General features: G+C 69.5%; 17 protein-coding genes. 8 read left to right on the top strand and 9 right to left on the bottom strand.

All coding sequences use genetic code 11. The features are described from left to right. Positions 1-2: 2 nt before the first annotated feature. The 3 genes from ABZ863_RS03575 to ABZ863_RS03565 form a co-directional block, all read right to left on the bottom strand. Positions 3-1070, bottom strand: coding sequence for a MoxR family ATPase (locus ABZ863_RS03575; RefSeq protein ID WP_358530719.1), 1068 nt, complete (start codon positions 1068-1070; stop codon positions 3-5). A 121-nt stretch (positions 1071-1191) separates the two neighbouring features. Then, positions 1192-1746: an NTP transferase domain-containing protein gene (locus ABZ863_RS03570; protein ID WP_358530717.1), complete on the bottom strand. Its 555-nt coding sequence runs from the start codon at positions 1744-1746 to the stop codon at positions 1192-1194. After that, positions 1743-3020 carry an NlpC/P60 family protein gene (locus tag ABZ863_RS03565; protein ID WP_358531228.1) on the bottom strand — a complete coding sequence of 426 codons (1278 nt, stop codon included), beginning with the start codon at positions 3018-3020 and terminating at the stop codon, positions 1743-1745. Before ABZ863_RS03565 ends, ABZ863_RS03570 begins: the two co-directional genes overlap by 4 nt. 296 nt (positions 3021-3316) lie before the next feature. Between ABZ863_RS03565 and ABZ863_RS03560 the strand changes: the two genes are divergently transcribed. From ABZ863_RS03560 to ABZ863_RS03545, 4 genes are all read left to right on the top strand, one after another. Continuing rightward, positions 3317-3820 (top strand): hypothetical protein, encoded by a 504-nt coding sequence (locus ABZ863_RS03560; protein ID WP_358530715.1) that lies wholly within the window; start codon positions 3317-3319, stop codon positions 3818-3820. Beyond that, positions 3817-5235 (top strand): flagellar basal body protein FliL, encoded by a 1419-nt coding sequence (locus ABZ863_RS03555; protein ID WP_358530713.1) that lies wholly within the window; start codon positions 3817-3819, stop codon positions 5233-5235. Before ABZ863_RS03560 ends, ABZ863_RS03555 begins: the two co-directional genes overlap by 4 nt. A gap of 198 nt (positions 5236-5433) precedes the next feature. Next, entirely contained in the window at positions 5434-8244 is a 2811-nt protein-coding gene (locus ABZ863_RS03550) for an aconitate hydratase (RefSeq protein ID WP_358530711.1), read from the top strand. A gap of 203 nt (positions 8245-8447) precedes the next feature. Continuing rightward, positions 8448-9164, top strand: coding sequence for a sulfite exporter TauE/SafE family protein (locus tag ABZ863_RS03545; protein WP_358530709.1), 717 nt, complete (start codon positions 8448-8450; stop codon positions 9162-9164). A 13-nt stretch (positions 9165-9177) separates the two neighbouring features. On the opposite strand, the gene ABZ863_RS03540 is transcribed toward ABZ863_RS03545, so the two are convergent. After that, positions 9178-9792: a TetR/AcrR family transcriptional regulator gene (locus tag ABZ863_RS03540; RefSeq protein ID WP_358530707.1), complete on the bottom strand. Its 615-nt coding sequence runs from the start codon at positions 9790-9792 to the stop codon at positions 9178-9180. 102 nt (positions 9793-9894) lie between these two features. Here ABZ863_RS03540 and ABZ863_RS03535 point away from each other — a divergent pair, with 102 nt between their 5' ends. Beyond that, complete coding sequence (locus ABZ863_RS03535; protein ID WP_358530705.1) at positions 9895-12132, top strand: MMPL family transporter; 2238 nt, start codon at positions 9895-9897, stop codon at positions 12130-12132. Between the two features lie 296 nt (positions 12133-12428). Here the strand turns inward: ABZ863_RS03535 and ABZ863_RS03530 are convergent, their stop codons facing one another. The 5 genes from ABZ863_RS03530 to ABZ863_RS03510 all read right to left on the bottom strand — a co-directional run bounded on the left by ABZ863_RS03530 (position 12429) and on the right by ABZ863_RS03510 (position 18519). Continuing rightward, entirely contained in the window at positions 12429-13940 is a 1512-nt protein-coding gene (locus ABZ863_RS03530) for an alpha/beta hydrolase (RefSeq protein WP_358531226.1), read from the bottom strand. Between the two features lie 181 nt (positions 13941-14121). Further along, the gene (gene egtD, locus ABZ863_RS03525) at positions 14122-15096 is read right to left on the bottom strand and encodes an L-histidine N(alpha)-methyltransferase (protein WP_358530703.1); all 975 of its coding nucleotides are present in this window, start codon (positions 15094-15096) and stop codon (positions 14122-14124) included. Beyond that, entirely contained in the window at positions 15093-15869 is a 777-nt protein-coding gene (egtC, locus tag ABZ863_RS03520) for an ergothioneine biosynthesis protein EgtC (protein ID WP_358530701.1), read from the bottom strand. The genes egtD and egtC overlap by 4 nt, the downstream gene beginning before the upstream one ends. 2 nt (positions 15870-15871) lie before the next feature. Further along, positions 15872-17233, bottom strand: a complete 1362-nt coding sequence (egtB, locus tag ABZ863_RS03515) for an ergothioneine biosynthesis protein EgtB (protein WP_358530699.1) — start codon at positions 17231-17233, stop codon at positions 15872-15874. Further along, the gene (locus tag ABZ863_RS03510; protein WP_358530697.1) at positions 17230-18519 is read right to left on the bottom strand and encodes a glutamate-cysteine ligase family protein; all 1290 of its coding nucleotides are present in this window, start codon (positions 18517-18519) and stop codon (positions 17230-17232) included. Before ABZ863_RS03510 ends, egtB begins: the two co-directional genes overlap by 4 nt. A 174-nt stretch (positions 18520-18693) precedes the next feature. Here ABZ863_RS03510 and ABZ863_RS03505 point away from each other — a divergent pair, with 174 nt between their 5' ends. The 3 genes from ABZ863_RS03505 (at position 18694) to ABZ863_RS03495 (ending at position 21836) form a co-directional block, all read left to right on the top strand. Next, complete coding sequence (locus tag ABZ863_RS03505; RefSeq protein ID WP_358530695.1) at positions 18694-19281, top strand: helix-turn-helix domain-containing protein; 588 nt, start codon at positions 18694-18696, stop codon at positions 19279-19281. 192 nt (positions 19282-19473) lie between these two features. Beyond that, positions 19474-20790: a hemolysin family protein gene (locus ABZ863_RS03500; RefSeq protein ID WP_358530694.1), complete on the top strand. Its 1317-nt coding sequence runs from the start codon at positions 19474-19476 to the stop codon at positions 20788-20790. Continuing rightward, a complete protein-coding gene (locus ABZ863_RS03495; protein WP_358530693.1) occupies positions 20787-21836 on the top strand; it encodes a hemolysin family protein in 1050 nt (349 codons plus the stop codon). The genes ABZ863_RS03500 and ABZ863_RS03495 overlap by 4 nt, the downstream gene beginning before the upstream one ends. The last annotated feature ends 2 nt before the right edge of the window (positions 21837-21838 follow it).

The following is a 21838-nucleotide window of genomic DNA, read 5'->3' as shown; positions in this document are numbered from 1 at the left end:
CGTTACCTGCCGGGCACACCTGCCGCGACCGGCTGCCCCGGGCCGCCCTGCGGGCGGGCCGACACCTGCGGCAGCGGGACCGTCTGCAGGATCCGGGTCACGATGTGGTCCAGCGGCACTCCGTCAGCCAGCGCGTCGTAGGACAGTACGAGCCGGTGGCGCAGCACATCGGGCACCACATCGACCACGTCCTGCGGCAGCACGTAGTCCCGGCCGCGCACCAGCGCCAGTGCACGCGCGGCGGCGATGATGCCGAGGCTCGCCCGCGGCGACGCGCCGTAGGACACCCAGCCGGCTACGTCGGTCAGCCCGTGCTCGCCGGGCGTGCGGGTGGCCAGCACGAGACGCACGACGTAGTCGACCAGCGCGTGGTGCACGAACACCTGCGAGGCCACTCCCTGCAGCCGCACCAGCTCCGCCGGGCTCAGCACGCCCTGCGGTTCGGGCGGCGTCACCCCCATGCGGTAGACGATCTCGCGTTCCTCCTCCGCCGTCGGATACTCGACGATGATCTTGAAAAGGAACCGGTCGCGCTGGGCCTCCGGCAGTGGGTAGACGCCCTCGTTCTCGATGGGGTTCTGGGTGGCGAGCACCAGGAACGGGTCGGGCATCGGGAAGGTCTGGCCACCGATCGACACATGCCGTTCGGCCATGACCTCGAGCATGGCGGACTGCACCTTCGCCGGTGCACGGTTGATCTCGTCGGCGAGCACGAAGTTGGCCACCACCGGGCCGAGCTCGACGTCGAACTTCTCGCTGGCCTGGCGGTAGATCCGGGTGCCGAGGATGTCCGAGGGGACGAGGTCGGGGGTGAACTGCACGCGGGAGAACGAGCCACCGACAACACGGGCGAACGTCTCGACCGCGAGCGTCTTCGCCACCCCGGGCACGCCCTCCAGGAGCAGGTGGCCCTTCGCCAGCAGGCCCACCAGCACACGCTCCACGAGCCGGTCCTGCCCGACGATGACGCGCTTCACCTCGAACACGGTGCGCTCCAGCAGCTGCGCATCCCGTGCCGGTGTACCGGTTTGTGCCGGGGCCGCGCCGTCGGAGTAGCCGGGCTCGGTCACACCTACCTCCTCGCTGGTGACGTTGTCTCTACGCCGCGTGACCGTACCCGCTGCACGACACGCGTGTTCGCCACGGTATCGCTCCAGGAAACCGATCAGCCGGTGTGACCGCTGTGAAGCCTCATGTGCTGGGCAAATCCTCGGGAGTGTCGACGTCTGCGGCTTCTCCCGGTTCCGCGGGTACGTCCACAATAGACAAGCTACCCAGTGTGACACGCAGCGCGGCACCGGCCGTCGTCTCCGGCAGCGCCCGCCGGAGCGCCGCGCTACGCCAGACACCGATGAGCCACTGCCGCTGTGCCGCGTCGTCGACCAGCACCGCGCCGTCGGCGCCCTCGGCCGCGGTCAGTGCGCCGCGCAGCCGGTCCACCGTGGCGGGGGTGATGCCGCGCAGGTCCGCGGCGAGGACGGCGACCAGATCCGTGTGCACGAGCGCCAGCCCGGCCGCCAGTGCGGCGACCGGCCCTGCGCCGGGCGGGTCCTCTCTGGTCCAGCGCACGCCGGGCAGGCCGCCACGGCGGGGTCCCACGACCACCACGGGGTTCGCGGCACGGAGTGCTGCGACCGCACGGTGCAGCAGGGGCATGCCACCGACCTCGAGCATGGGTTTGTCCACGCCACCGAGTCGGCGCGCACCGCCACCGGCGAGCACGATGCCGGCCAGGCCGTTGGTCACCCGATCAAGCGTGTCGCATAGGGCAGGATGTCGCCGTACCGCACCGGGGCGATGCGCACCCGGCTACCCGAGTAGGGCGCCTCGATCATCTGGCCGTTGCCGAGGTAGAGCGCGACGTGGTGGATCCGGCTGTTGCCCCAGAAGAGCATGTCGCCGCGGCGCATCTGCGACAGCGGGACCTTGCGGCCGGAGTTGTACTGGTACCCGCTGTAGTGCGCGAGTGCCTTGACCCCGGCGAAGGCGTAGATCATCAGACCGGAGCAGTCGAACCCGATCTTGCGGTAGTCACCGTAGCTGTCAGCCACCCCGCCGTCGCGGATGCCGTAGGTGGGACCCGAGGCGTTGCCGCCGCCCCATGCGTACTGCACGCCCAGCTGCGACATGGCCCGTGCGACCACCGATTCGATGCTGGCACCCGCCGGTGCCGAGGGCCGCTGCGGCGCCGCGGCCGGAGCCGGAGACCCGCTGCTGCTGCCCGACGCCGCCAGTGCCGCCTGGCGGGCACGCTCCTCTTCTTCCCGCCGCTTCTGCGCGAGCCAGTCCTCGTACCGGGCCCGCTGTCCCTGCAGGCCGTCGACCTCGGACTGCGCTTGGTACAGCAGCCGCTCGACTCGCGCCTTCTCGGCCTCGATCTCGTTGTTCCGCGCGGCCTGGCCGCGCTGCGCCTCGATGGCGACGGCCTGTGCCTCGTCGGCGTTGACCTTGGCCTGCTCGGCCTCCGTCCTGCGCTGCCGGGCCAGCTCGAGTGCGGCACGTGCGGCCGAGTCCTTGTTCGTCTTCTCGATCTGGGCGCGCTGCATCTGCTCGAGTGCGTCGAGCTGGCTGCTGCTGACCGCTTCGAGTAGCTGGGCCCTGGCAAGCAGGTCGTCGGGGCTGTCCGAGCCGAGATAAGCACCGATCGAGCCGATGGTGCTGCCCTGGCGGTAGCTGCCCGCGACGAAGCTGTCGAGGTCCGCCCGTGCGGTCTCGATCGCCGCGGCTGCCGCGTCCGCCTCGACCCGCGCGGCGTTGGCATCGCGCTCGGCCTGATCGGCGGCGTCGCGCGCCGCGTGCATGTCGACTCGGGCCTTGTTGGCGTCCTCCATCGCCAGCTCGACCTCGGCCTGCAGCGCGGTCAGCCGGGACTCGGCCTCGGCGAGCTGGTTGGTCAGCTGACCGACCTCACCGGCCCTGGCATTCGCGGCCCGCCGGCTGGCGTCGAGCTCGGAGTCGCTGGGGTTCGGGGGCGGTGGTGGCACGGCGAGGCCCGAACCCGCCGTCCCGAGGAGGGCCATGACGGCCACGGCGCTGACCACGGCTCCCCGCGCTCTCGTACCGCGCGCGGCCGTCCTGCCTGCTCGTGTGCGCCTGGTCGGCACAGCGCCACCTCCCCTTCGCTCCCCCGGAGACTGTGCCACTCGCATCACATGTCCACCAAATACCCCATGCGAAACTTCCGCAACTGGGACCACCTTTTACCCGGCCGGGGGATGCCACTCCGCGCCACTGCCATGGCCGGACACGAAGCGAAACCATCGCGGGCGGTCCCGCGTCCAACGGCCGATCAGTCCGACAACCCTGGGGGACCGCCATGCCGGCCACTCGGCCACTCGCCGCCCGCGCGTTCGCCGCGGTGTCGACGCTGGGCCTGCTCGTCGGGGCCGCTGGGACGTTCCTGCCCTGGCTGCGCTCCGGGACGGTCGAGCGCAACAGCTACCAGGTGGCCGGGCTGGTCGAGCACTTCGCGCTGCTGGACAACGCGTTCGCAGCCGCGACGCTGGCCGTGTGGGTCGCCGTGCCGCTGTGCTGCGCCGCCTGCGCGGGGCTCCATGCGCTGCGGCTGCCGCGCACAGCGGCGGGGGCCACGACACTACTGGCGATCATCGTGGGAACCGTTTCGTTGTTGGCGACCGTCCAAAGCACCGGTGACAGGGGGTTCATCGGCGTGACGGCGCCGGGACCGGTCACCACCACCGCAGGCATGGCCATCGCACTGGCCGGAGCACTCGGCACGCTCGCTGTCGCGCAACGGCAGCGCGGGCGCGGCAGGAGACCCCACAGTGCGCCCGACGGAAGAACAGGTGTGCAAGCATGACCACTCCAGGCGGCCCTGGCGGCCAGTGGCCCCACCAGCAGGGCGGATTTCCGCCACCCAGCGGCGGCGGATACGGCGACCAGCAGTACCAGTATCCGCAGCAGTATCCGGCGAACGGGCCGCAGCAGCAGCCGTACTACCCGCAGCAACAAGGCGCCTTCCCGGTGCCGCCTGCCGGGCCGCCCACCCGGCGGCGCCGCGGCCTGGTCATCGGCCTGGTGGTGGCTCTGGTGGTCGCCGCCGGCGCTGTCGGGAGCTGGTTCGCCTTCCGGCAGAGCGACTCCGTGGCCGCTGGCGCCGCGACCCCGACCGACGCGGCGATGAGCTTCGCGACATCGTTCGGCAGCGGTGACGTGGTCGGTCTGCTCAGCGCACTCACACCGGGCGAGGCCGCTCTGCTCACCGACCCGCTGGTCGAGTCGACCAACGAGTTGAAACGGCTCGGCGTGGTCAAACCCGACGCCGACCCGCGCAACCTCACCGGACTGGAGATCCAGACCGCGAACCTGACCTTCGACGAGTCGCAGGCCGAGCAGGTCAACGACCACCTGACGATCACGAAGCTCACCGGGGGCACCATCACCGTCACCGCGGATCTGAGCGCGCTGCCGTTCGCCGACGAGTACCTGGACGCCATCATGGCCGACGCGGGCGTGACCAGCCCCGAAGAGGGACGGCGAACTCAGACGGTCGACATCGGCGAGGTCGTGCGCGCCGGCGGCGAGCCGCTTCGCATCGCCACCGTCAAGGTCGGCGACGAGTGGTACCCGAGCCTGTTCTACAGCGTGGCCGACTACGCGTTGGCCGACCTGGGTGAGCAGTGGCCGCAGCAGCCGATCGCGGCCAACGGCGCCGCGTCCCCGAACGAGGCCGTGCAGCAGCTCGTGCAGGCCGCGCTCGACAGCGACATCACGCGGGTGATCGAGCTACTGCCACCGGACGAGATGGGCGTGCTGCAGGACCTGGGGCCGCTGCTGGTGGACGCGGTCGGTAGTGCCACCCCGACCGGTGCGCAGCTGACGAAGCTGGAGACCGAGACCAGCGAGGTCGCCGGTGGCACGCGTGCGACGGTGGTCGCACTCGAGGTGGAGATCCCGGGTGAGGGGACGTTCTCGCTGACCAAGGACGGCGACTGCTACCAGCTCACGGTGCAGGACCAGTCCGACCAGCTGTGCGCCGACCAGCTCTCGGCGCTCGTCGAGGAGCAGGCAGGCGCGGACGTGCCCGACGCGGCCCGGCAGGCGATCAGCAACATCGGCACGAGCGTGCTGCAGCAGGGCCTCGGTGTCGTGACGACGGAGGTCGACGGCAAGCACTACGTCAGCCCGGTCCGCACGATGACGGAGCTGGGCATGACATTCCTGCGCGGCATGGAGCCCGCCGACTTCAAAACCATGCTGGAGGGAGGCTTCTGAGCCTGCGCCATGACCAGCGGCAGGGCCCGGTACCACGTCGTGGTGCCGGGCCCTGCCGCTACCTCCCCCTTGAGACCAAAAAAGGACACGCGTACTGTTTAGGGCAGCAGGGCGTCATCGAGCCCACCTCTGCGGGCGCGACGGGGGTGCGCAAGACTCGGCCTGCGTACCCCGAACTACCGCCGCATGGAGTTAGACGTGACTGCATCTGCCAGCAAGGACAGCTTCGGCGCTCGAGACACGCTGAAGGTGGGTGACGCCTCCTACGAGGTGTTCCGCCTGAACAAGGTCGAGGGCTCGCAGCGCCTTCCGTACAGCCTGAAGATCCTGCTCGAGAACCTGCTGCGGACGGAGGACGGCGCCAACATCACGGCCGAGCACATCCGTGCGCTCGGCAACTGGAACGCGAAGGCCGACCCTTCGATCGAGATCCAGTTCACCCCTGCCCGGGTGATCATGCAGGACTTCACCGGCGTGCCGTGCGTCGTGGACCTCGCCACGATGCGCGAGGCCGTCACCGAGCTGGGCGGTGATCCCGACAAGGTCAACCCGCTCGCTCCGGCGGAGCTGGTGATCGACCACTCCGTGATCATCGATGTGTTCGGCCGTCCGGACGCCTTCGAGCGCAACGTCGAGATCGAGTACGAGCGCAACCGCGAGCGCTACCAGTTCCTGCGCTGGGGGCAGGGCGCCTTCGACGAGTTCAAGGTCGTGCCGCCGGGCACCGGCATCGTGCACCAGGTCAACATCGAGCACCTGGCGCGCACGGTCATGGCGCGTGGTGGGCAGGCCTACCCCGACACCTGCGTCGGCACCGACTCGCACACCACGATGGTCAACGGCCTCGGCGTGCTCGGCTGGGGCGTCGGCGGTATCGAGGCCGAGGCCGCGATGCTCGGCCAGCCGGTGTCGATGCTCATCCCGCGCGTCGTCGGCTTCAAGCTGACCGGGGAGATCCCGGCCGGGGTGACCGCGACCGACGTGGTGCTGACGATCACCGAGATGCTGCGCCGCCACGGTGTGGTCGGCAAGTTCGTCGAGTTCTACGGCGAGAGCGTCGGCGCGGTGCCGCTGGCCAACCGCGCGACGATCGGCAACATGAGCCCCGAGTTCGGCTCGACCGCCGCGATCTTCCCGATCGACGACGAGACCATGCGTTACCTCGAGCTCACCGGCCGCTCGCCCGAGCAGCTCGCGCTGGTCGAGGCCTATGCCAAGGAGCAGGGCCTGTGGCACGACCCGAGCCACGAGGCCGAGTACTCCGAGTACCTCGAGCTCGATCTGTCCACTGTGGTCCCCTCGATCGCGGGTCCGAAGCGCCCACAGGACCGCATCGAGCTGACGGATGCGAAGTCGTCCTTCCGCAAGTCGCTGCACGACTACGTGGAGGAGAACTACCCCGTCCCGCACACCAAGATGGACGAGGCCTCCGAGGAGTCCTTCCCCGCCAGCGACGCCCCGTCGCTGTCCTTCGCCGACGAGGACGCGGTCCCGGTGTCGTCGGCGGCCAACGGCGCGTCCGGCCGCCCGAGCAGGCCGGTGCCCGTCACCTCGGCCGAGCGCGGCGAGTTCGTACTGGACCACGGCGCCGTGGTGATCGCGTCGATCACCTCGTGCACCAACACGTCCAACCCGTCGGTGATGCTGGGCGCCGCGCTGCTCGCCCGCAACGCCGTGGAGAAGGGCCTTTCGGTCAAGCCCTGGGTCAAGACCTCCATGGCACCCGGCTCGCAGGTCGTCACGAACTACTACGACAAGGCCGGCGTGTGGCCCTACCTCGAGAAGCTCGGCTACCACCTCGTCGGCTACGGCTGCACCACCTGCATCGGAAACTCGGGCCCACTGCCGGAGGAGGTCTCGGCCGCGGTGCAGGACAACGACCTGACCGTCGTGTCGGTGCTGTCCGGTAACCGTAACTTCGAGGGCCGCATCAACCCCGACGTGAAGATGAACTACCTGGCCTCGCCGCCGCTGGTCATCGCCTACGCGCTCGCGGGGACGATGGACTTCGACTTCGACGAGCAGCCGCTCGGCCAGGACCCGCAGGGCGATGACGTGTACCTGCGCGACATCTGGCCGACGCCGCAGGAGATCCAGCAGACCATGGACGCGGCGATCACACAGGACATGTTCAGCAAGGACTACGCCGACGTCTTCGACGGTGGCCAGCGTTGGAAGTCGCTGCCGACGCCGGAGGGCAAGACCTTCGCGTGGGACGCCGAGTCCACCTACGTGCGCAAGCCCCCGTACTTCGAGGGCATGGCCGCGGAGCCGTCGCCCGTCACCGATATCAGCGGTGCGCGGGTGCTGGCCAAGCTCGGCGACTCGGTGACCACCGACCACATCTCCCCCGCCGGCGCCATCAAGGCCGACACCCCGGCAGGCCGGTACCTGACCGAGCACGGCATCGAGCGCAGGGACTTCAACTCCTACGGCTCCCGCCGCGGTAACCACGAGGTGATGATCCGCGGCACGTTCGCCAACATCCGGCTGCGCAACCAGTTGCTCGACGACGTCCAGGGCGGCTACACGCGCGACTTCACGCAGGAGGGCGCCCCTCAGGCGTTCATCTACGACGCAGCGCAGAACTACGCCGAGGCCGGCATCCCGCTGGTCGTGCTCGGTGGCAAGGAGTACGGTTCCGGCTCCTCGCGTGACTGGGCCGCGAAGGGCACCCGGCTGCTGGGCGTGCGTGCGGTGATCGCCGAGTCCTTCGAGCGCATCCACCGGTCGAACCTGATCGGCATGGGCGTCATCCCGCTGCAGTTCCCCGAGGGCGAGTCGGCGAAGTCGCTGCGCCTCGACGGCACGGAGACCTTCGACATCGCCGGGATCACCACGCTCAACGACGGTGAGACCCCGCGGACGGTCAAGGTCACCGCGACCAAGCAGGACGGCACGACGACCGAGTTCGACGCGGTAGTCCGCATCGACACCCCGGGAGAGGCCGACTACTACCGCAACGGCGGCATCCTGCAGTACGTCCTCCGGAAGATGACCCGCGCCTGACGCGGGTGCCGGCGGGCGGCCGCCACCCTGGCTCGCCCGCCATTCCCCCACCTCGGTGGCGGATGCTATGAACGACCTGCTTCCCGCGGCACATGCGGGAGCGGGTCGTTCGTGGTGCTGTGCCGGTGAATACCAAACCGACCGAAAGCAATTCATGGATTCTGGGTTGACTCACTTTCGGTCTTTTTGGTAGGCGGGGTGACATGACGGCGCCGATAGTGTTGGCAGGCCTGGTGATTCTCATCGGCGCGGTGGTCCAGGGCGCGGTCGGCTATGGCATGAACCTCGTCGCGGCACCACTGGTCACCCTGATCGAACCGGCACTCATGCCGGTGCCGCTGGTGCTCGTCGCGAGCTTCCACGGTGTGTTGACCATGATCCGCGAGCACCGGCACATCCACTGGCGCGGCGTCTGGTGGGTCACGCTCGGCCGAGTACCGGGCACAGCGCTCGGGGTGGCAGCGGTCGCCACGCTCGCCGAACGCCCGTTCTCCGCCATCGTCGGCCTCGCGGTACTGGGGTGCGTCATCCTGTCGGTCGTCTCCTGGCGTCCTGAGCCCGTCCCCGGTCCGCTGGTCGTGGCGGGCGTCGCGAGTGGAGCCTTCGGTACCGCCGCCGCGATAGGTGGCCCGCCGATCGCATTGCTGTACCAGCATTCCCCCGGTCCGCAGATCCGCGCCACGCTGGCTGCGTGCTTCTGCCTCGGAACCGTGCTGTCGCTGGCGGGCCTGGGGATCGGCGGCCAGCTGCAGGCCACACACTTCGCCCAGGCCGGGTGGTTGCTGCCGTTCCTGGTCGCCGGTTTCCTGGTGTCCGGTCCGCTGCGCCCGGTGTTGGATGGCGGCCGGACACGCCACGCGGTCCTCATCGTTGCCGCAGGCAGCGCTCTCGCCCTGATCGCTCGCAGCGCGTTCGGCTGACGGTCACCAGTCTCTAGGCACCGATGACGGGTTCCAAGTAGCCCTGGAGGGCGCGCTTCAGCTCCGTGACCCAGGGGTCCCGTTCGGCCGCCGGTGCCGCCACCACGGTGCCCAGTAGCGCACCGAAGATCTGGGTCGCCACCACTGCCGTGATCCTCAGCTGCCCGGCAGGCAGGTCAGGGGCCCGCGCCGCGAGCACCTCCGCGATCCGGCCCACCACGGCCTGGTGCAGCTGCCGGGTCGGCGCTGCCAGCCGTTCGGGCATGTCGGCGGCATTGAACAGGGCTTTGAAGCCGGGGTTGGCGAGGTTCACCTCGATCATCGGCTGGATCATGCGCTCGATGAGCTCCGGTAGCGGCAGGGCCGCGAAACCGGGATCGAACGCCTTGTCGTGCGCCGACTGCAACGCCGTCTGGTACCGCTGCGCCAGTGCCTCCGCGATGGCCTCCTTGTTCGCGAAGAACTGGTAGAGCGTGCCCGGTGACACGCCGGCCCGCGCCGCGATGGCATTTGTCGTCGCCTTCGCGTACCCCACCTCCGCGAAGACCTCCGCAGCGGCGTCCGCCAGTTGCTCCATCCGGCGCCGGCCACGTGCCTGCCGCCTGCGTTCCGGTTGCTGACCCGGCACCGAACCTCCCGCCGTTTGACAAACACGAGCAAATACTCGTAATTTCGAACACGAGCGATCACTCGTCTTTCATCAGCTTAGCGCCTTCCTAGGAGACCACTCGTGTCCGTCACACCTTCCACCCGTTCCTCCGCCCTGGAGCGGCTCGGGCGGTTCACCGTCCGCCGAAGACGATGGGTGCTCGCCGCGGGCGTCCTGATCACGCTCCTGTTCGGCGTATTCGGCGCCGGAGCGCTCAACGCACTGTCGCTGTCGCGGATCGACGCACCGGGGTCGGAGTCCGACCAGGTGCGGACCGCACTCGCCGACGACTTCGGCACCGGCTATCCGAATCTGACCTTCCTCGTCACCGCCACGCGGGGCACCGTCGACGATCCCGCCGTCCGCGCCGCCGGTGAGGAGCTCACCAGGGCGATCGCCGCGGAGGACGGCGTGGCCGAGGCAGGCTCCTACTGGTCACGCGGCAACAGCCCGGCACTGCGCAGCGAAGACGGCAGGCAGGCGCTCGTGCTCGTCCGTGTGCCAGGCGAGGTGAACGAGGCGCGGGCCCGCGTTGGCGAACTCGCCGAGTCCTACGCAGGCGAGCGCGAGCTGATACACGTTCAGGCCGGTGGCTCGGACGAGGTGTTCCGCGAGATCGGCGCCGAGTCGCGGCAGGACTTCCTGCGCGCCGAGATCATCGTCATCCCGATGGTGCTCATCCTGCTGATGCTGTTCTACCGGCGCGTCACCCTCGCGCTCGTGACGCTCGGCATCGGCATCTTCTCGATCGTCGGCACGCTCGCCGCCCTGCGTGGCGTCGCGGCCTTCACCAGCGTCTCGACGTTCGCAGCGAACATCGCGCTCGTCATGGGACTGGCGCTGGGCGTGGACTACTGCATGTTCCTCATCGCCCGGTTCCGCGAGGAGCTGGAACGGGGCCGGGACGTCGGTGACGCCGTGACGATCGCCGTCCGCACGGCGGGGCGCACCGTCCTGTTCAGCGGGCTGACCGTGGCCATCTCGCTGCTCGCGCTCATGCTGTTCCCCCTGCCGTTCCTGCAGTCCTTCGGCTACGGCGGCGCGTTCGTCGTGCTGACCGCGGTGACCGGAGCGCTGGTGCTCCTGCCCGCGGCGCTGGCCACGCTCGGCCACCGGGCCGCCCGCCGCACGAGGCAGGTCGCACGGCATGCCGAGCGCGGCGGCTGGTACCGGCTGGCCAACGCCGTCATGCGCCGTCCCGCCCTCACTGGCGGCCTCATGTTGTTGGTCGTGCTGCTGCTGTCGGCACCGATCGCGGGCCTGCGTTTCGGGATGCCCGACGCGCGGATCCTGCCTGCTGACTCCGCCAGCCGCGCCACCTCCGACGAGATCAGGAGCGGCTTCGCGCAGGAGGAGTCGGATGCGCTCTACCTTCTCGCCAGGGATGCCGGGAACGCCGACGTCGCAGGCTACGCCGCCGCACTGTCGCGAGTGGACGGTATAGCGCAGGTCGACTCGGCGGCGGGCTCGTTCGTGGCGGGCGAGGGGATCACCGCACCGGCGGACGGTGCCCGGTTCACCGATAACGCGGGCGGGACTTTCCTCGTCGCGATCCCGTCGAACCAGGCGCTGGAAGGTGATCCGGTGGACCTCGTCGAGCGGGTTCGCGCCGTTCCCGCGCCGTTCGGTGTGCTCATCGGCGGCACGCCGGCCGAGATGGTCGACTGGCGCGGCGACCTGACCGAACGCCTGCCACTCGTGCTCACGACGATCCTGGTGCTGACGTTCCTCATCCTGTTCCTGATGACCGGCAGCGTGCTGCTTCCCCTCAAGGCGACCGTGCTCAACCTCCTCAGCATGGGCGTGATGTTCGGGGTGCTGGTGTGGGTGTTCCAGGACGGCAACCTCTCCGGACTACTCGGTTTCACCCCGAGCGGCAGCCTGGAGTCCAGCATCCCGATCCTGATGTTCTGCATCGTCTACGGCCTGTCGATGGACTACGAGGTGTTCATCGTCTCCCGTATCCGGGAGGAGTACCTGCGTACCGGCGACAGTCGCGCGTCGGTGCCGCTGGGCCTGCAGCGCAGCGCGCCGCTCATCACCACGGCGGCGGTCATCCTCGCCGCATCGTTCGCCGTCTACGCCACCGGCGGCGTGGTGTACCTGAAGATGATCGGGGTCGGGATGGCTGTCGCGGTGCTGGTCGATGCCCTGCTGATCCGCGGCATCCTGCTGCCGGCGTTCATGCGGCTGGCCGGCAACGCCAACTGGTGGGCGCCGCCGGCTCTGCGCCGCATCCACGAACGCTTCGGACTGTCCGAAGAGGACCCGAAGCCCGCGTCGCCGGACCGGAACGGACTGGAGCCCGCGCGGCTCTGACGGATGTGCTGGTGGCCTGCGCGGGGCGCGCAGGCCACCAGCACAGGACACCGGGTTGTTTCATGAACGGCGGAGCCGCTTGCAGCAAGCATGCAGCTCGCACCGCCGCGGGTTCTGAGTCGTCTTCTCGCGAGGAAAGCGCCGGCGTGGTGAATTGGACATCCATGAGGAGGCGATCCCGGAGCGAGAAGACACTGCGGCGCGAAGCGCCTCCACCAGGGGTGGCGGTCGGGCTGGCGGGCGGGAGTCTCAGGTTCCGCCACCCGCACCGCCACGCAAACCAACCACAACAATCTTCACTCGTCGAAGGGTTGGCGGTCGGGCTGGTAGACCTTGTCGGCCGGGGGCACTTTCAGGTCGACGAGATAGTCCGCCGTCGCGCGGTCCACACCGGCGGCGTCGCCCAGGATGCAGTGACCGAAGGCGTTCACCGACAGCAGGCGGGCGTACCCGAGCTGGTCTGCCATGCGCTGCGAGAACGTGTACTGGGTCGCCGGGTCGTAGTAGTTTCCGATCACCAGCACGGGGTTCTCTGTCGGACGGTTCCACGGGCCGCGGTAGGCCTCGGTGCCCTCGGGCCACAGCGGGCAGGCCGCGGGGTCGCCGAAGGCCTGGTAGCGGCCGAACGCCGGCGCGCTCTGTTCCCAGTTGCCCGCGATCTCGGGGAGTTGCTCCGGGGAGTGGCCGAACCGTTTGTCCGCACAGTTCACCGCGAAGTAGGAGTCATCGGCCGTGTAGGTACTGTCGGGCCGCACGTCGTGGCGAATGCTCTGGGCCGGCTTCAGCAGCGTGTTCAGGTCGCGCGCGGTGACCGCCTTCGGGGTCACGTTCTCCGGCGGTGCCACCACTCCGTAGAGCTGCTGGAGATCCTCGGCGAGCCCGGGCAGCGCAGACGGCGAGTACAGCGATCCGCCGATGCCGCTGACGAACGAGTTCAGGTCGACCGTCGTGCCGTCCGGCAGCTTGACCGGCTTCTCACGCAGGCTGCCCAACAGCTCGTCGAACTTGCGCTGCGGGTCGCCCTCACCGAACGCGCACCGCGGCCGCGCTTTCGCGCATTCGGTGAGGAAGGCGTTCAGCGCGTGCTCGAAGCCGTCGGCTCGCTGCCGGTCGTAGGCGAGCCCGTCGCTGGTGCGCAGGGCGGGATCGACGTTGCCGTCGAGCACCATCGCCCGCACCTTCGCGGGGAAGAGGTTCGCGTAGGTGGCGCCGAGCAGCGTGCCGTAGGAGAAGCCGACGTAGTTCAGCCGCTCGTCGCCGACTCCCGCACGCAGCAGGTCGAGATCGCGGGCAGCGTCCTCAGTGGACATGTGCTTCAGCAGCGAACCCGCGTTGCGCTTACAGAACTGCCCATAGTCGCGATAGGTGCTCATCGCGTCGGAGATCTCCTGCCGGCTCACCGGCAACGGCAGGAGCCGCCCGTAGACGTCCTCCGCGTCCTCGTTGGTCGTGAAGCAGCGCAGCGGGTTCGAGTCACCGACACCCCGCGGGTCGAATCCAATGACGTCGAAGCGGTCCAGTACGGCCGGTTCGAGGATCCGTTCCGCCGAGATCGGCATCGTGCTGCCCGCCGCACCGGGTCCGCCGGGGTTCAGGAACAGCGAGCCGATCTTCGCATCCGGCGTGTTCGCCGCCCGGCGCACCAGCGCGATGTCGATGGTGCCGAGTGCCGCGTTGGCGTGGTCGATCGGCACCCGGTAGGTCGCACAGCTGAACCTGTCGGCCCCGTCGGCGGGCAGCTTCACCCGGATCTCGCCAGTGCACGCTCCCCAGCTGACCGGTGGTGGCGCCTGCGCCGCCGCGGTCATGGGTATCGCGGCGACCGCGGTTCCCGCCAGGAGTGTTGCCACCAGTGCCACGGCCCGCTTCGCCTTGCCCACCCGTTCGCCTCCGATTGCCGACGCCCGTAACCATCGCGAAGGATGGCACAGCGCCGTCGGTCCCGCGGCACTCGAACGGCTGGTTCAGACCTGGTTCCCCCGTTCGTGGTCAGTCAATCGCCCGCGACAGCGACATCCCGAACCGCCCCTGCGCATCGGTCCACCACTGCTCGACCGCGAAGCCTGCCTCGGTCAGCTCGGCGCGCACACCCTCCGGCCGGAACTTCGCCGAGATCTCCGTTCGCACGTACTCCCCTGCGGCGAACGTCACCTCCATGCCGGCACCCGGAATCCGTACCCGCGCGTCCGTACGGGCCCGCAGGCGCATCTCGATCCACTCGTTGTGGGCGTCCCAATAGGACACATGATCGAACGCGGCCGGGTCGAAGTCCGCTCCGAGGAGTGTGTTGACCACGCGCAGGACGTTGCGGTTGAACTCGGCGGTCACCCCGGCGGCGTCGTCGTAGGCCTGCACGAGGGTCTGTTCGTCCTTCACCAGATCGGTGCCGAGAAGCAGCCACTCCCCCACACCGAGCACGTCCCGCACGGAATGCAGGAACTTGGCCCGGTCTGTGGGCAGGAAGTTGCCGATCGTGCCACCGAGGAAGGCGACCAGCCGTGGTGGCACGCCCGGCAGCAGGCCGAGATGTTCGGTGAAGTCACCGACCACGCCGCGCACGGTGAGCTGCGGGTAGGCGGTGGCGATCGCAGCAGCGGCCCCGGCGAGTGCGGACTCGGACACGTCGAGCGGCACGAACTCCGCCAGCGTGCCGTGCGCGCTCAGTGCGTCCAGCAGCAGCCGGGTCTTCTCACTCGACCCGGAACCCAGCTCGACGAGTGTGCGAGCGCCGGTGATCGTGGCGACCTGCGCCGCCTCCCTGCGCAGCACCTCGCGCTCGGCGCGGGTCGGGTAGTACTCGGGCAGCTCGGTGATGCGCTCGAAGAGCACACTGCCCGCGGCGTCGTAGAACCATTTGGACGGCAACCATTTCTGGGGTGCGGACAGTCCTTCACGGACGTCCTCACGCAGCGCGCGGGTGGCCTCCGCTGTGCTGCGATGAACGTCGAGATCCGCGTCGCTCACGGGTGGCTCCGATCTGTGTGCAGGGCAATGGCTTCCACGGCTTCCACGGCTGGTGGCTGTCCGCGCCGGGCGAGCACCAGGTGCTGGTCGGGCACCGGGGACCAGCGCGGGTCGTCGTCGAGTGGTTCGGAGGCAATGAGCACGCCCTCGTCGGTCACCAGCACCGACAGGGCATGAGTCCAGGCCGTCGCGATCACCAGATCGGGGCCGGCCAGCAACAGGTTCAGCCGGGAACCGGGCGCGGCACGGGCGACGTCGGCCACGAGCCCGGCGACGGCGCCCGCCGGGTCCGTCCCCTCACGTAGCCGGTGCCGCAGCAGGGTCCATAGCAGCGCCGAATCGGTCGCGGCCTCCATCCGCAACAGTTCCGTGACGGGCAGCTTCTCCGCGAGCCCGGCAACCGAGTCCGGCCAGCCGCGCACGACCCCGTTGTGGCTGAACAGCCAATGCTCATCGGCAAACGGCGCGCAGGCCCCGTCGGCGACCGGCATCCCGGTGGTCGCCGACCGCACGGCCGCCACGAACGTCCCCGCACTCACGGTCTCGGCCAGCCGTGGCAACGTCTCGTCGGTCCACAACGGACTCGCCCGGCGATGGCGGACCGGCTTTCCGTGGTCGGCGAACCAGGCGAGCCCGAATCCGTCGGCGTTCACAGTGCCGCCATACCGCATGTCCCGTGGTGCGTAGGACTGGACGAGCAGCGAATGCGGCGCTTCGAACACGGGCCACACCGGCGAGCGTGGTGCGCCGAGATAGGCGAGGTGGCGGCACATCGCTACGCGCCGCCACCCTCGTCGGGACGCAGATCCCGCGCACAGCGGAACCCCGAGAAGATCTGCCTGCGGATCGGGTAGTCCCAGTTGCGGAAGGTGCCCCGGATCGCCACGGCGTCGGTACCGAACGACCCGCCCCGCAGCACCTTGTACTCCGGGCCGTAGAAGACCTCCGAGTACTCCCGGTACGGGAACGCGGCGAAACCCGGGTAGGGCGCGAAGTCGCTGCTCGTCCATTCCCACACGTCGCCGATCAGCTGGTGCACACCCAGCGGCGACGCACCCTGCGGATAGGCGCCCACGACCGCCGGGCAGAGGTGACGCTGACCGAGGTTGGCGTGCTCGGGCGTCGGTTCGCCGTCACCCCACGGGTAACGCAGCGAACGCCCGGTCGCGGGATCGTAGCGGGCCGCCTTCTCCCATTCGGGCTCCGTCGGCAGCCGCTTGCCCGCCCAGGAGGCGTATGCCTCGGCCTCGTGGAAGGACACATGCAGCACTGGTTCATCCGCCGGTACCGGCTCGTGCACGCCGAAGCGGCTGCGCCACCAGCCGTCCGGCTCGCGCCGCCAGAAGCGCGGCGCCGTGATGTCGTGCTCGTGGCGGTAGGCCCACCCCGCGGCACTCCACCATCGCCGCTCCGCATACCCGCCCGCGTCGAGGAAGGCCTGGTACTGACCGTTCGTGACGGGAAAGGTGTCGATCGCGAAGCCGTCGACGTGCACCTCGTGCGCGGGTCGTTCGTTGTCCAGCGCCCACGGCTCCACCGAGGTGCCCATCACGAACGTGCCGGCGGGCACGACGACCTCCGGTGTCACGGCGCCGATCCGGCGCGGGGGCGGCGGATCGGCGCGCAGCACCGGTTCCCCGTGGCGCAGCTGGTGTGTCGCCAGCATGGTCTCGTCGTGCTGTTGCTCGTGCTGGGCGATCATCCCGAAAGCGAAGGCGGTCTCGGTCAGCGCCCTGCCCTCGAGGGGCGCACGCTCCAGTACGTCGAGCGCCTTCGAGCGCACCTCACCGACATAGGCGCGTGCCTCGGCGGGGCCGAGCAGCGGCAGCGCCGGCCGGTCGGCCCGTGGATGCTGGAACGCGTCGTAGAGATCGTCGATGTCGGGGCGCACCGGTTCGCGGTGGCCGACGTCGCGGACCAGCCAGATCTCCTCCTGGCTGCCGATGTGCGCGAGGTCCCACACCAGCGGTGACATGAGTTTCGAGTGCTGGCGGGTGAGGTCGTCGTCGTCAACGGCATCGGTGAGCGCGACACTGCGGGCCCTGGCGCCGGCGAGCGTGCGAGCTGCGTGCTCCCGCAGGTCCTGCGGGCTCAGCTCGCTGAGTGGGTTCGGCGATTCGTGGTGTGTGGTCGTCATGGCCGGTTCCCTCCTACCCGGCGCCGGACGCGTCGCTGCACGGCGTACGCGATGTCGGCGATGGTGTCGGCAGGCAGATCGAATGTGGTGAGCTCGGCACAACCGAGGTCGGCGATGCGGCGGGCCGCGCGAGCCAGCTCGGGATCGGCGAGACCGTAGCGCGCGGCATCGGCCCAGCGCGACGCCACCGGCTCGCAGAGGCCAAGCACCTTGTCCACAGTGGACTCCCGGTGCAGCAGCGCGGTCAGCAGTGCCACGGGATGCAGCCAGGTGCCGGGTGGCTGCGCGTCGAGGTAGCGCACCTCCAGGTAGCCCTGGGGCCGTACCGGGGTGAACATCGTTGTGAGGTGGTAGTCCAGGTCGGCGACCGTGGGCGGGCCCAGGGTGGGCGCCGGCCCACGGCCCTCGATCCAGTCGGCGAACGTCAGCCCCCGCGGCGCGTCCCACGAACCTTCGGCCCTGCGCACCACCAGCAGCGGTGTGTCCAGGACACGCGCGGCCCAGGCGGCAGCCGGATCGGGTGCCGGGCCCGCCGCGTAGGTTCGCGAGTTCTCGGTCTCCAGCACCGCCTGCCAGCGCGCGGATGCCAGGCCCGTGTCCGTACCGGCATAACGCCGGGAGTTGGCGAACAGAGCGAGCAGTACGGGGCCGAGTGCGTGGACGGCCGCCCAGCGGGTGGCCAGCTGCGACTTCTCCCCCGCATCGAGGCACACCTGCAACGCAGCGGTGCTGCACATCATGGTCACGCCGCCGGGACCGAGCGCGGCGAACCGGCGTTCCATTGCGGCATAACGTTGTGTCTGCAGCAACCGCACCGGTGGACGGAAGGCGTCGATGGCCTGCGCATGCAGGCGCAGCCCTGCCGGGGACAGCAGATCAGTGACGTAAGCGAGATCGGAGCCGGCGACGGCGGCCAGCTCACGGAGAGAAGGTAGCGGGGCGGTGGAGATCTCCACCTGGCAACCCGGTTCGAGGGTGAGCGACGATCCGCCCGGCAGCGGCAGAGCCGGGCTGTCCGGGCGGAGCGTCCGCGGTGCGTGGGGGCCCAGCGCGGTGGCCAGGCGTCCAGGGTCGAGCGGACGGCCGGGTTCGGCGGCGTCGTGGACGATGTATTCGAGCTCGACGCCGAGCAGCCGTGGTGGCCCGTGTTTGAAACACACGCAGGCCACATAGGCCTCGCCCTCGGCACGACTGGCCACCACGCGCGCGGCGATGTCCGCCGCAGCGGCGACATCGGCGTCCTTGGTGACACGTCGGGCATTCGGTGGAACACGAACCGCAGCCATCAGACCCACCTGCCTAGCTGTCTCGACCCCTGCCTTGGCGACGCTACACGCGGGGTACGACAACCTGCAGGGCTCGCGCGCCAGACAGCTCCTTTCGCCACACGGCGAATGGGGTGACTCTCAGTACGTACGTACGGATTGCACCGGCCGGACCCCGGATGTCAAGATCGGGGGATGCCACGGGTCAGCCAGGACCACCTCGACGCGCGCCGCCGTCAGATACTCGACGGCGCCCGGCTGTGCTTCGGCCGCTTCGGGTACGAGGGTGCCACGGTTCGCCGTCTCGAGGAAGCGACCCAGCTCTCGCGCGGCGCCATTTTCCATCACTTCCGCGACAAGGAGTCGCTGTTTCTCGCGCTGGCCGAGCAAGATGCCAGGCGCATGGCCGACGTGGTGGCCGAGCAGGGTCTGGTGCAGGTGATGCGCGATCTGCTCGCCGGGCACAACGCGCACCCCGCCGACTGGCTCGGCACGCGCCTGGAGGTCTCCCGCAGGCTACGCACCGACCCGGAGTTCCGCGCTCGCTGGGCCGAGCGTTCGGAGCAGCTGACGACGGCGACCCGTAAGCGTCTGCTCTGGCAGCGCGAGGCGGGCAACCTGCGCGACGACATCAGCATCGAGGTGCTGGCCGCGTACCTGGAGCTCGTTCTGGAGGGTCTGGTCTCCCACCTCGCCATGGGGCTGCCCGCCGACGACCTGGAGCCGGTGCTCGATCTGGTCGAGGAGAGCGTGCGCAGGTACCGCAGCGTGCCGAAGCACTGACTGCGCGAAAAGCACCGGGGTCGCGGGCGTTCGGGCTGGTTAAGATGGCGCCACAGCCCTGTAGGCCGTTTCTCTTCGAGGAGTGACATCCCTCGTGCGCGATGCGCCGTCACCCGGTGACAGTAGCCAGCCGGGTGAACGACCCGGCTTCCTGATTCCCCGGGCCTGCTCCGCCGAAGGCGGTGCGCGCTGATGGACGTGCTCCTCACGATCCTGGGAGTCCTTTTTGTCCTGTTGCTCACTGTCGGGACAGGACTGGCCGTAGCCGCCGAGTTCTCTCTCACCACACTCGAACGCAGCACCATCGAGGCCAACGTCCGCCAGGTCGGCGACCGCAGGGCCAGGACGGTGCTGAAAGCCCACCGCACGCTGTCGTTCCAGCTCTCCGGCGCACAGGTGGCCATCACCCTCACCACGCTCGTCACCGGTTATGTCGCCGAGCCGTTGCTGGGCGGGCTCGTGCGGCCGGTCCTGACCACCATGGGCATTCCGGCGAGTACGGCCCGAGGTGCCTCACTGGTGCTGGCGCTGCTGCTGGCGACCATGCTGTCGATGGTGATCGGCGAGATGGTGCCGAAGAACCTGGCCGTTGCGCGTCCGCTGCAGACCGCCCGCGCGGTCGCCGGCTACCACTCGCGCTTCTCGGCGCTGTTCCGCTGGCTGATCACCTTGATGAACAACAGCGCCAACTGGGTCGTGCGCAAACTCGGGATCGAGCCGCAGGAGGAACTCCGCTCGGCCCGCTCGCCACAGGAGCTGGGTTCGATCGTGCGCACCAGTGCGGAAACCGGCACGCTCGACGTCTCAACGGCCCAGCTGCTCGACCGTTCGTTGCGCTTCGGTGAGCGCACGGCAGGCGAGCTGATGACCCCGCGGGTGCGGTTGGAGGCGCTGGAGATCAACGACACCATCCACGATCTCGTGGAGCTGTCCCGCCGCACCGGTTTCTCGCGTTTTCCCGTCTACCGCGAGGATCTCGACGACGTGCAGGGCGCGGTGCACGTCAAGCAGGCCTTCACCGTGCCGGCCACCGAGCGCGCGAACGTGCCGATCGCGTCGGTGATGCGGCCCGTGCCGACCGTGCCGGAGTCGCTGCCCGGCGACGCGCTGCTCAACCGCCTGCGCGACTCCCGTTTCCAGCTCGCCCTCGTGGTCGACGAGTACGGCGGCACCGCGGGTCTGGTGACGTTGGAGGACGTCGTCGAGGAGATCATCGGCGACGTCCGCGACGAGCACGATGAGCGCGAGCAACCCGCCGCGCAGCAGCTCACCTCCGACAGCTGGGTGGTGTCCGGGCAGCTGCGCGACGACGAGGTGCTCGACGTGACCGGATTCCGGATGCCGGAGGGCGACTACGAGACCATCGCCGGCCTGCTGCTCGAACGGCTCGGCCGCATTCCCGATGTCGGCGACTCCCTCGACCTCGACGGCTGGCGGCTGATCGTCACGAGCATGGACCGGCACCGTATCGCCGAAGTCAACGTGCAGCGGGAGGAGGTGGCGCCGTGACCGACTGGGTCGCCATCGCGCTGATCGGTGTGCTGTTGCTGCTCAACGCCTTCTTCGTCGGCGCCGAGTTCTCGCTGATCTCCTCACGGCGCGACCGGCTCGAAGCGTTGCTGGAACAGGGCAAGGGCCGCGCGCGGATCGTCATCAACGCCGGCAGGAACGTCTCGCTCATGCTCGCCGGAGCCCAGCTGGGCATCACCGTCTGCTCACTGTTGCTGCTGCAGTTCGGTGAACCCGCCGTCGCCCATGAGCTCGAGGCCGCGGTGTCGGCGCTCGGTATCCCGCTGCCGACCTACGCGGTGCACGTGATCGCGTTCGTCGTCACGCTGATCGCGCTGACCCTGCTGCACGTGCTCATCGGCGAGATGGTGCCGAAGAACGTCGCGATCGCCGAGCCGGAACGGCTCGCGCTGTGGCTGGTCCCCGTGCACGTGGCCTGGGTGCGGGTGGTCAATCCGTTCATCTGGTTGCTCAACGGGCTCGCCAACGGCGTTCTGCGGCTGATGAAGGTGCAGCCGAAGGACGGCCTCGAAACCGGTTACACCTCGGAGGAGCTGGCCGAACTACTCAGCGAGTCGCGCCGCGAGGGCCTGCTGGAGCACTCGGAGCACCGTCGGCTGACGCAGACCCTGTCGTCGGCCGCGAAGACCGTGGCCGATGTGCTGGTTCCGGTCGACGAGCTGACCACCTTGCCGGCCGCGCCGACCGTCGGCGACGTCGAGCGGGCGGTGTCGTCCACCGGCTTCTCCCGTTTCCCCGTGCGGACCTCCACGGGTGAGCTGTCCGGCTACATCCACGTCAAGGACGTCCTCGACCAGGTCGGCGACCATCCGGCGACCACGGTGCCGGTGGCCAAGACACGCAACCTCACCCAGCTGCCGCTGTATGCGCGCCTGGACAAGGCGCTGTCGGCGATGCGGCGGGAGGGCAGCCATCTGGCGCGCGCGATCGACGGTGAGGGCAGGGTCGTCGGCATCGTCGCGCTGGAGGACCTCGTCGAGGAGTACGTGGGTACCGTCCGCGACGGCACGCACGTCACCATGTAGGG

The sequence above is a fragment of the Saccharomonospora sp. NPDC046836 genome (assembly GCF_040645195.1).
Classification (GTDB): Bacteria; Actinomycetota; Actinomycetes; order Mycobacteriales; family Pseudonocardiaceae; genus Prauserella_A.
This window is presented reverse-complemented; position numbering and strand designations above follow the sequence as displayed.

Coding starts and splice junctions, on each gene's coding strand:
- ABZ863_RS03565 (WP_358531228.1), bottom strand. CDS start 3,020: ATGGCCCTCCTCGGGACGGCGGGTTCGGGCCTCGCCGTGCCACCACCG.
- ABZ863_RS03560 (WP_358530715.1), top strand. CDS start 3,317: ATGCCGGCCACTCGGCCACTCGCCGCCCGCGCGTTCGCCGCGGTGTCG.
- ABZ863_RS03555 (WP_358530713.1), top strand. CDS start 3,817: ATGACCACTCCAGGCGGCCCTGGCGGCCAGTGGCCCCACCAGCAGGGC.
- ABZ863_RS03545 (WP_358530709.1), top strand. CDS start 8,448: ATGACGGCGCCGATAGTGTTGGCAGGCCTGGTGATTCTCATCGGCGCG.
- ABZ863_RS03530 (WP_358531226.1), bottom strand. CDS start 13,940: ATGACCGCGGCGGCGCAGGCGCCACCACCGGTCAGCTGGGGAGCGTGC.
- egtC (WP_358530701.1), bottom strand. CDS start 15,869: ATGTGCCGCCACCTCGCCTATCTCGGCGCACCACGCTCGCCGGTGTGG.
- egtB (WP_358530699.1), bottom strand. CDS start 17,233: ATGACGACCACACACCACGAATCGCCGAACCCACTCAGCGAGCTGAGC.
- ABZ863_RS03510 (WP_358530697.1), bottom strand. CDS start 18,519: ATGGCTGCGGTTCGTGTTCCACCGAATGCCCGACGTGTCACCAAGGAC.
- ABZ863_RS03505 (WP_358530695.1), top strand. CDS start 18,694: ATGCCACGGGTCAGCCAGGACCACCTCGACGCGCGCCGCCGTCAGATA.
- ABZ863_RS03500 (WP_358530694.1), top strand. CDS start 19,474: ATGGACGTGCTCCTCACGATCCTGGGAGTCCTTTTTGTCCTGTTGCTC.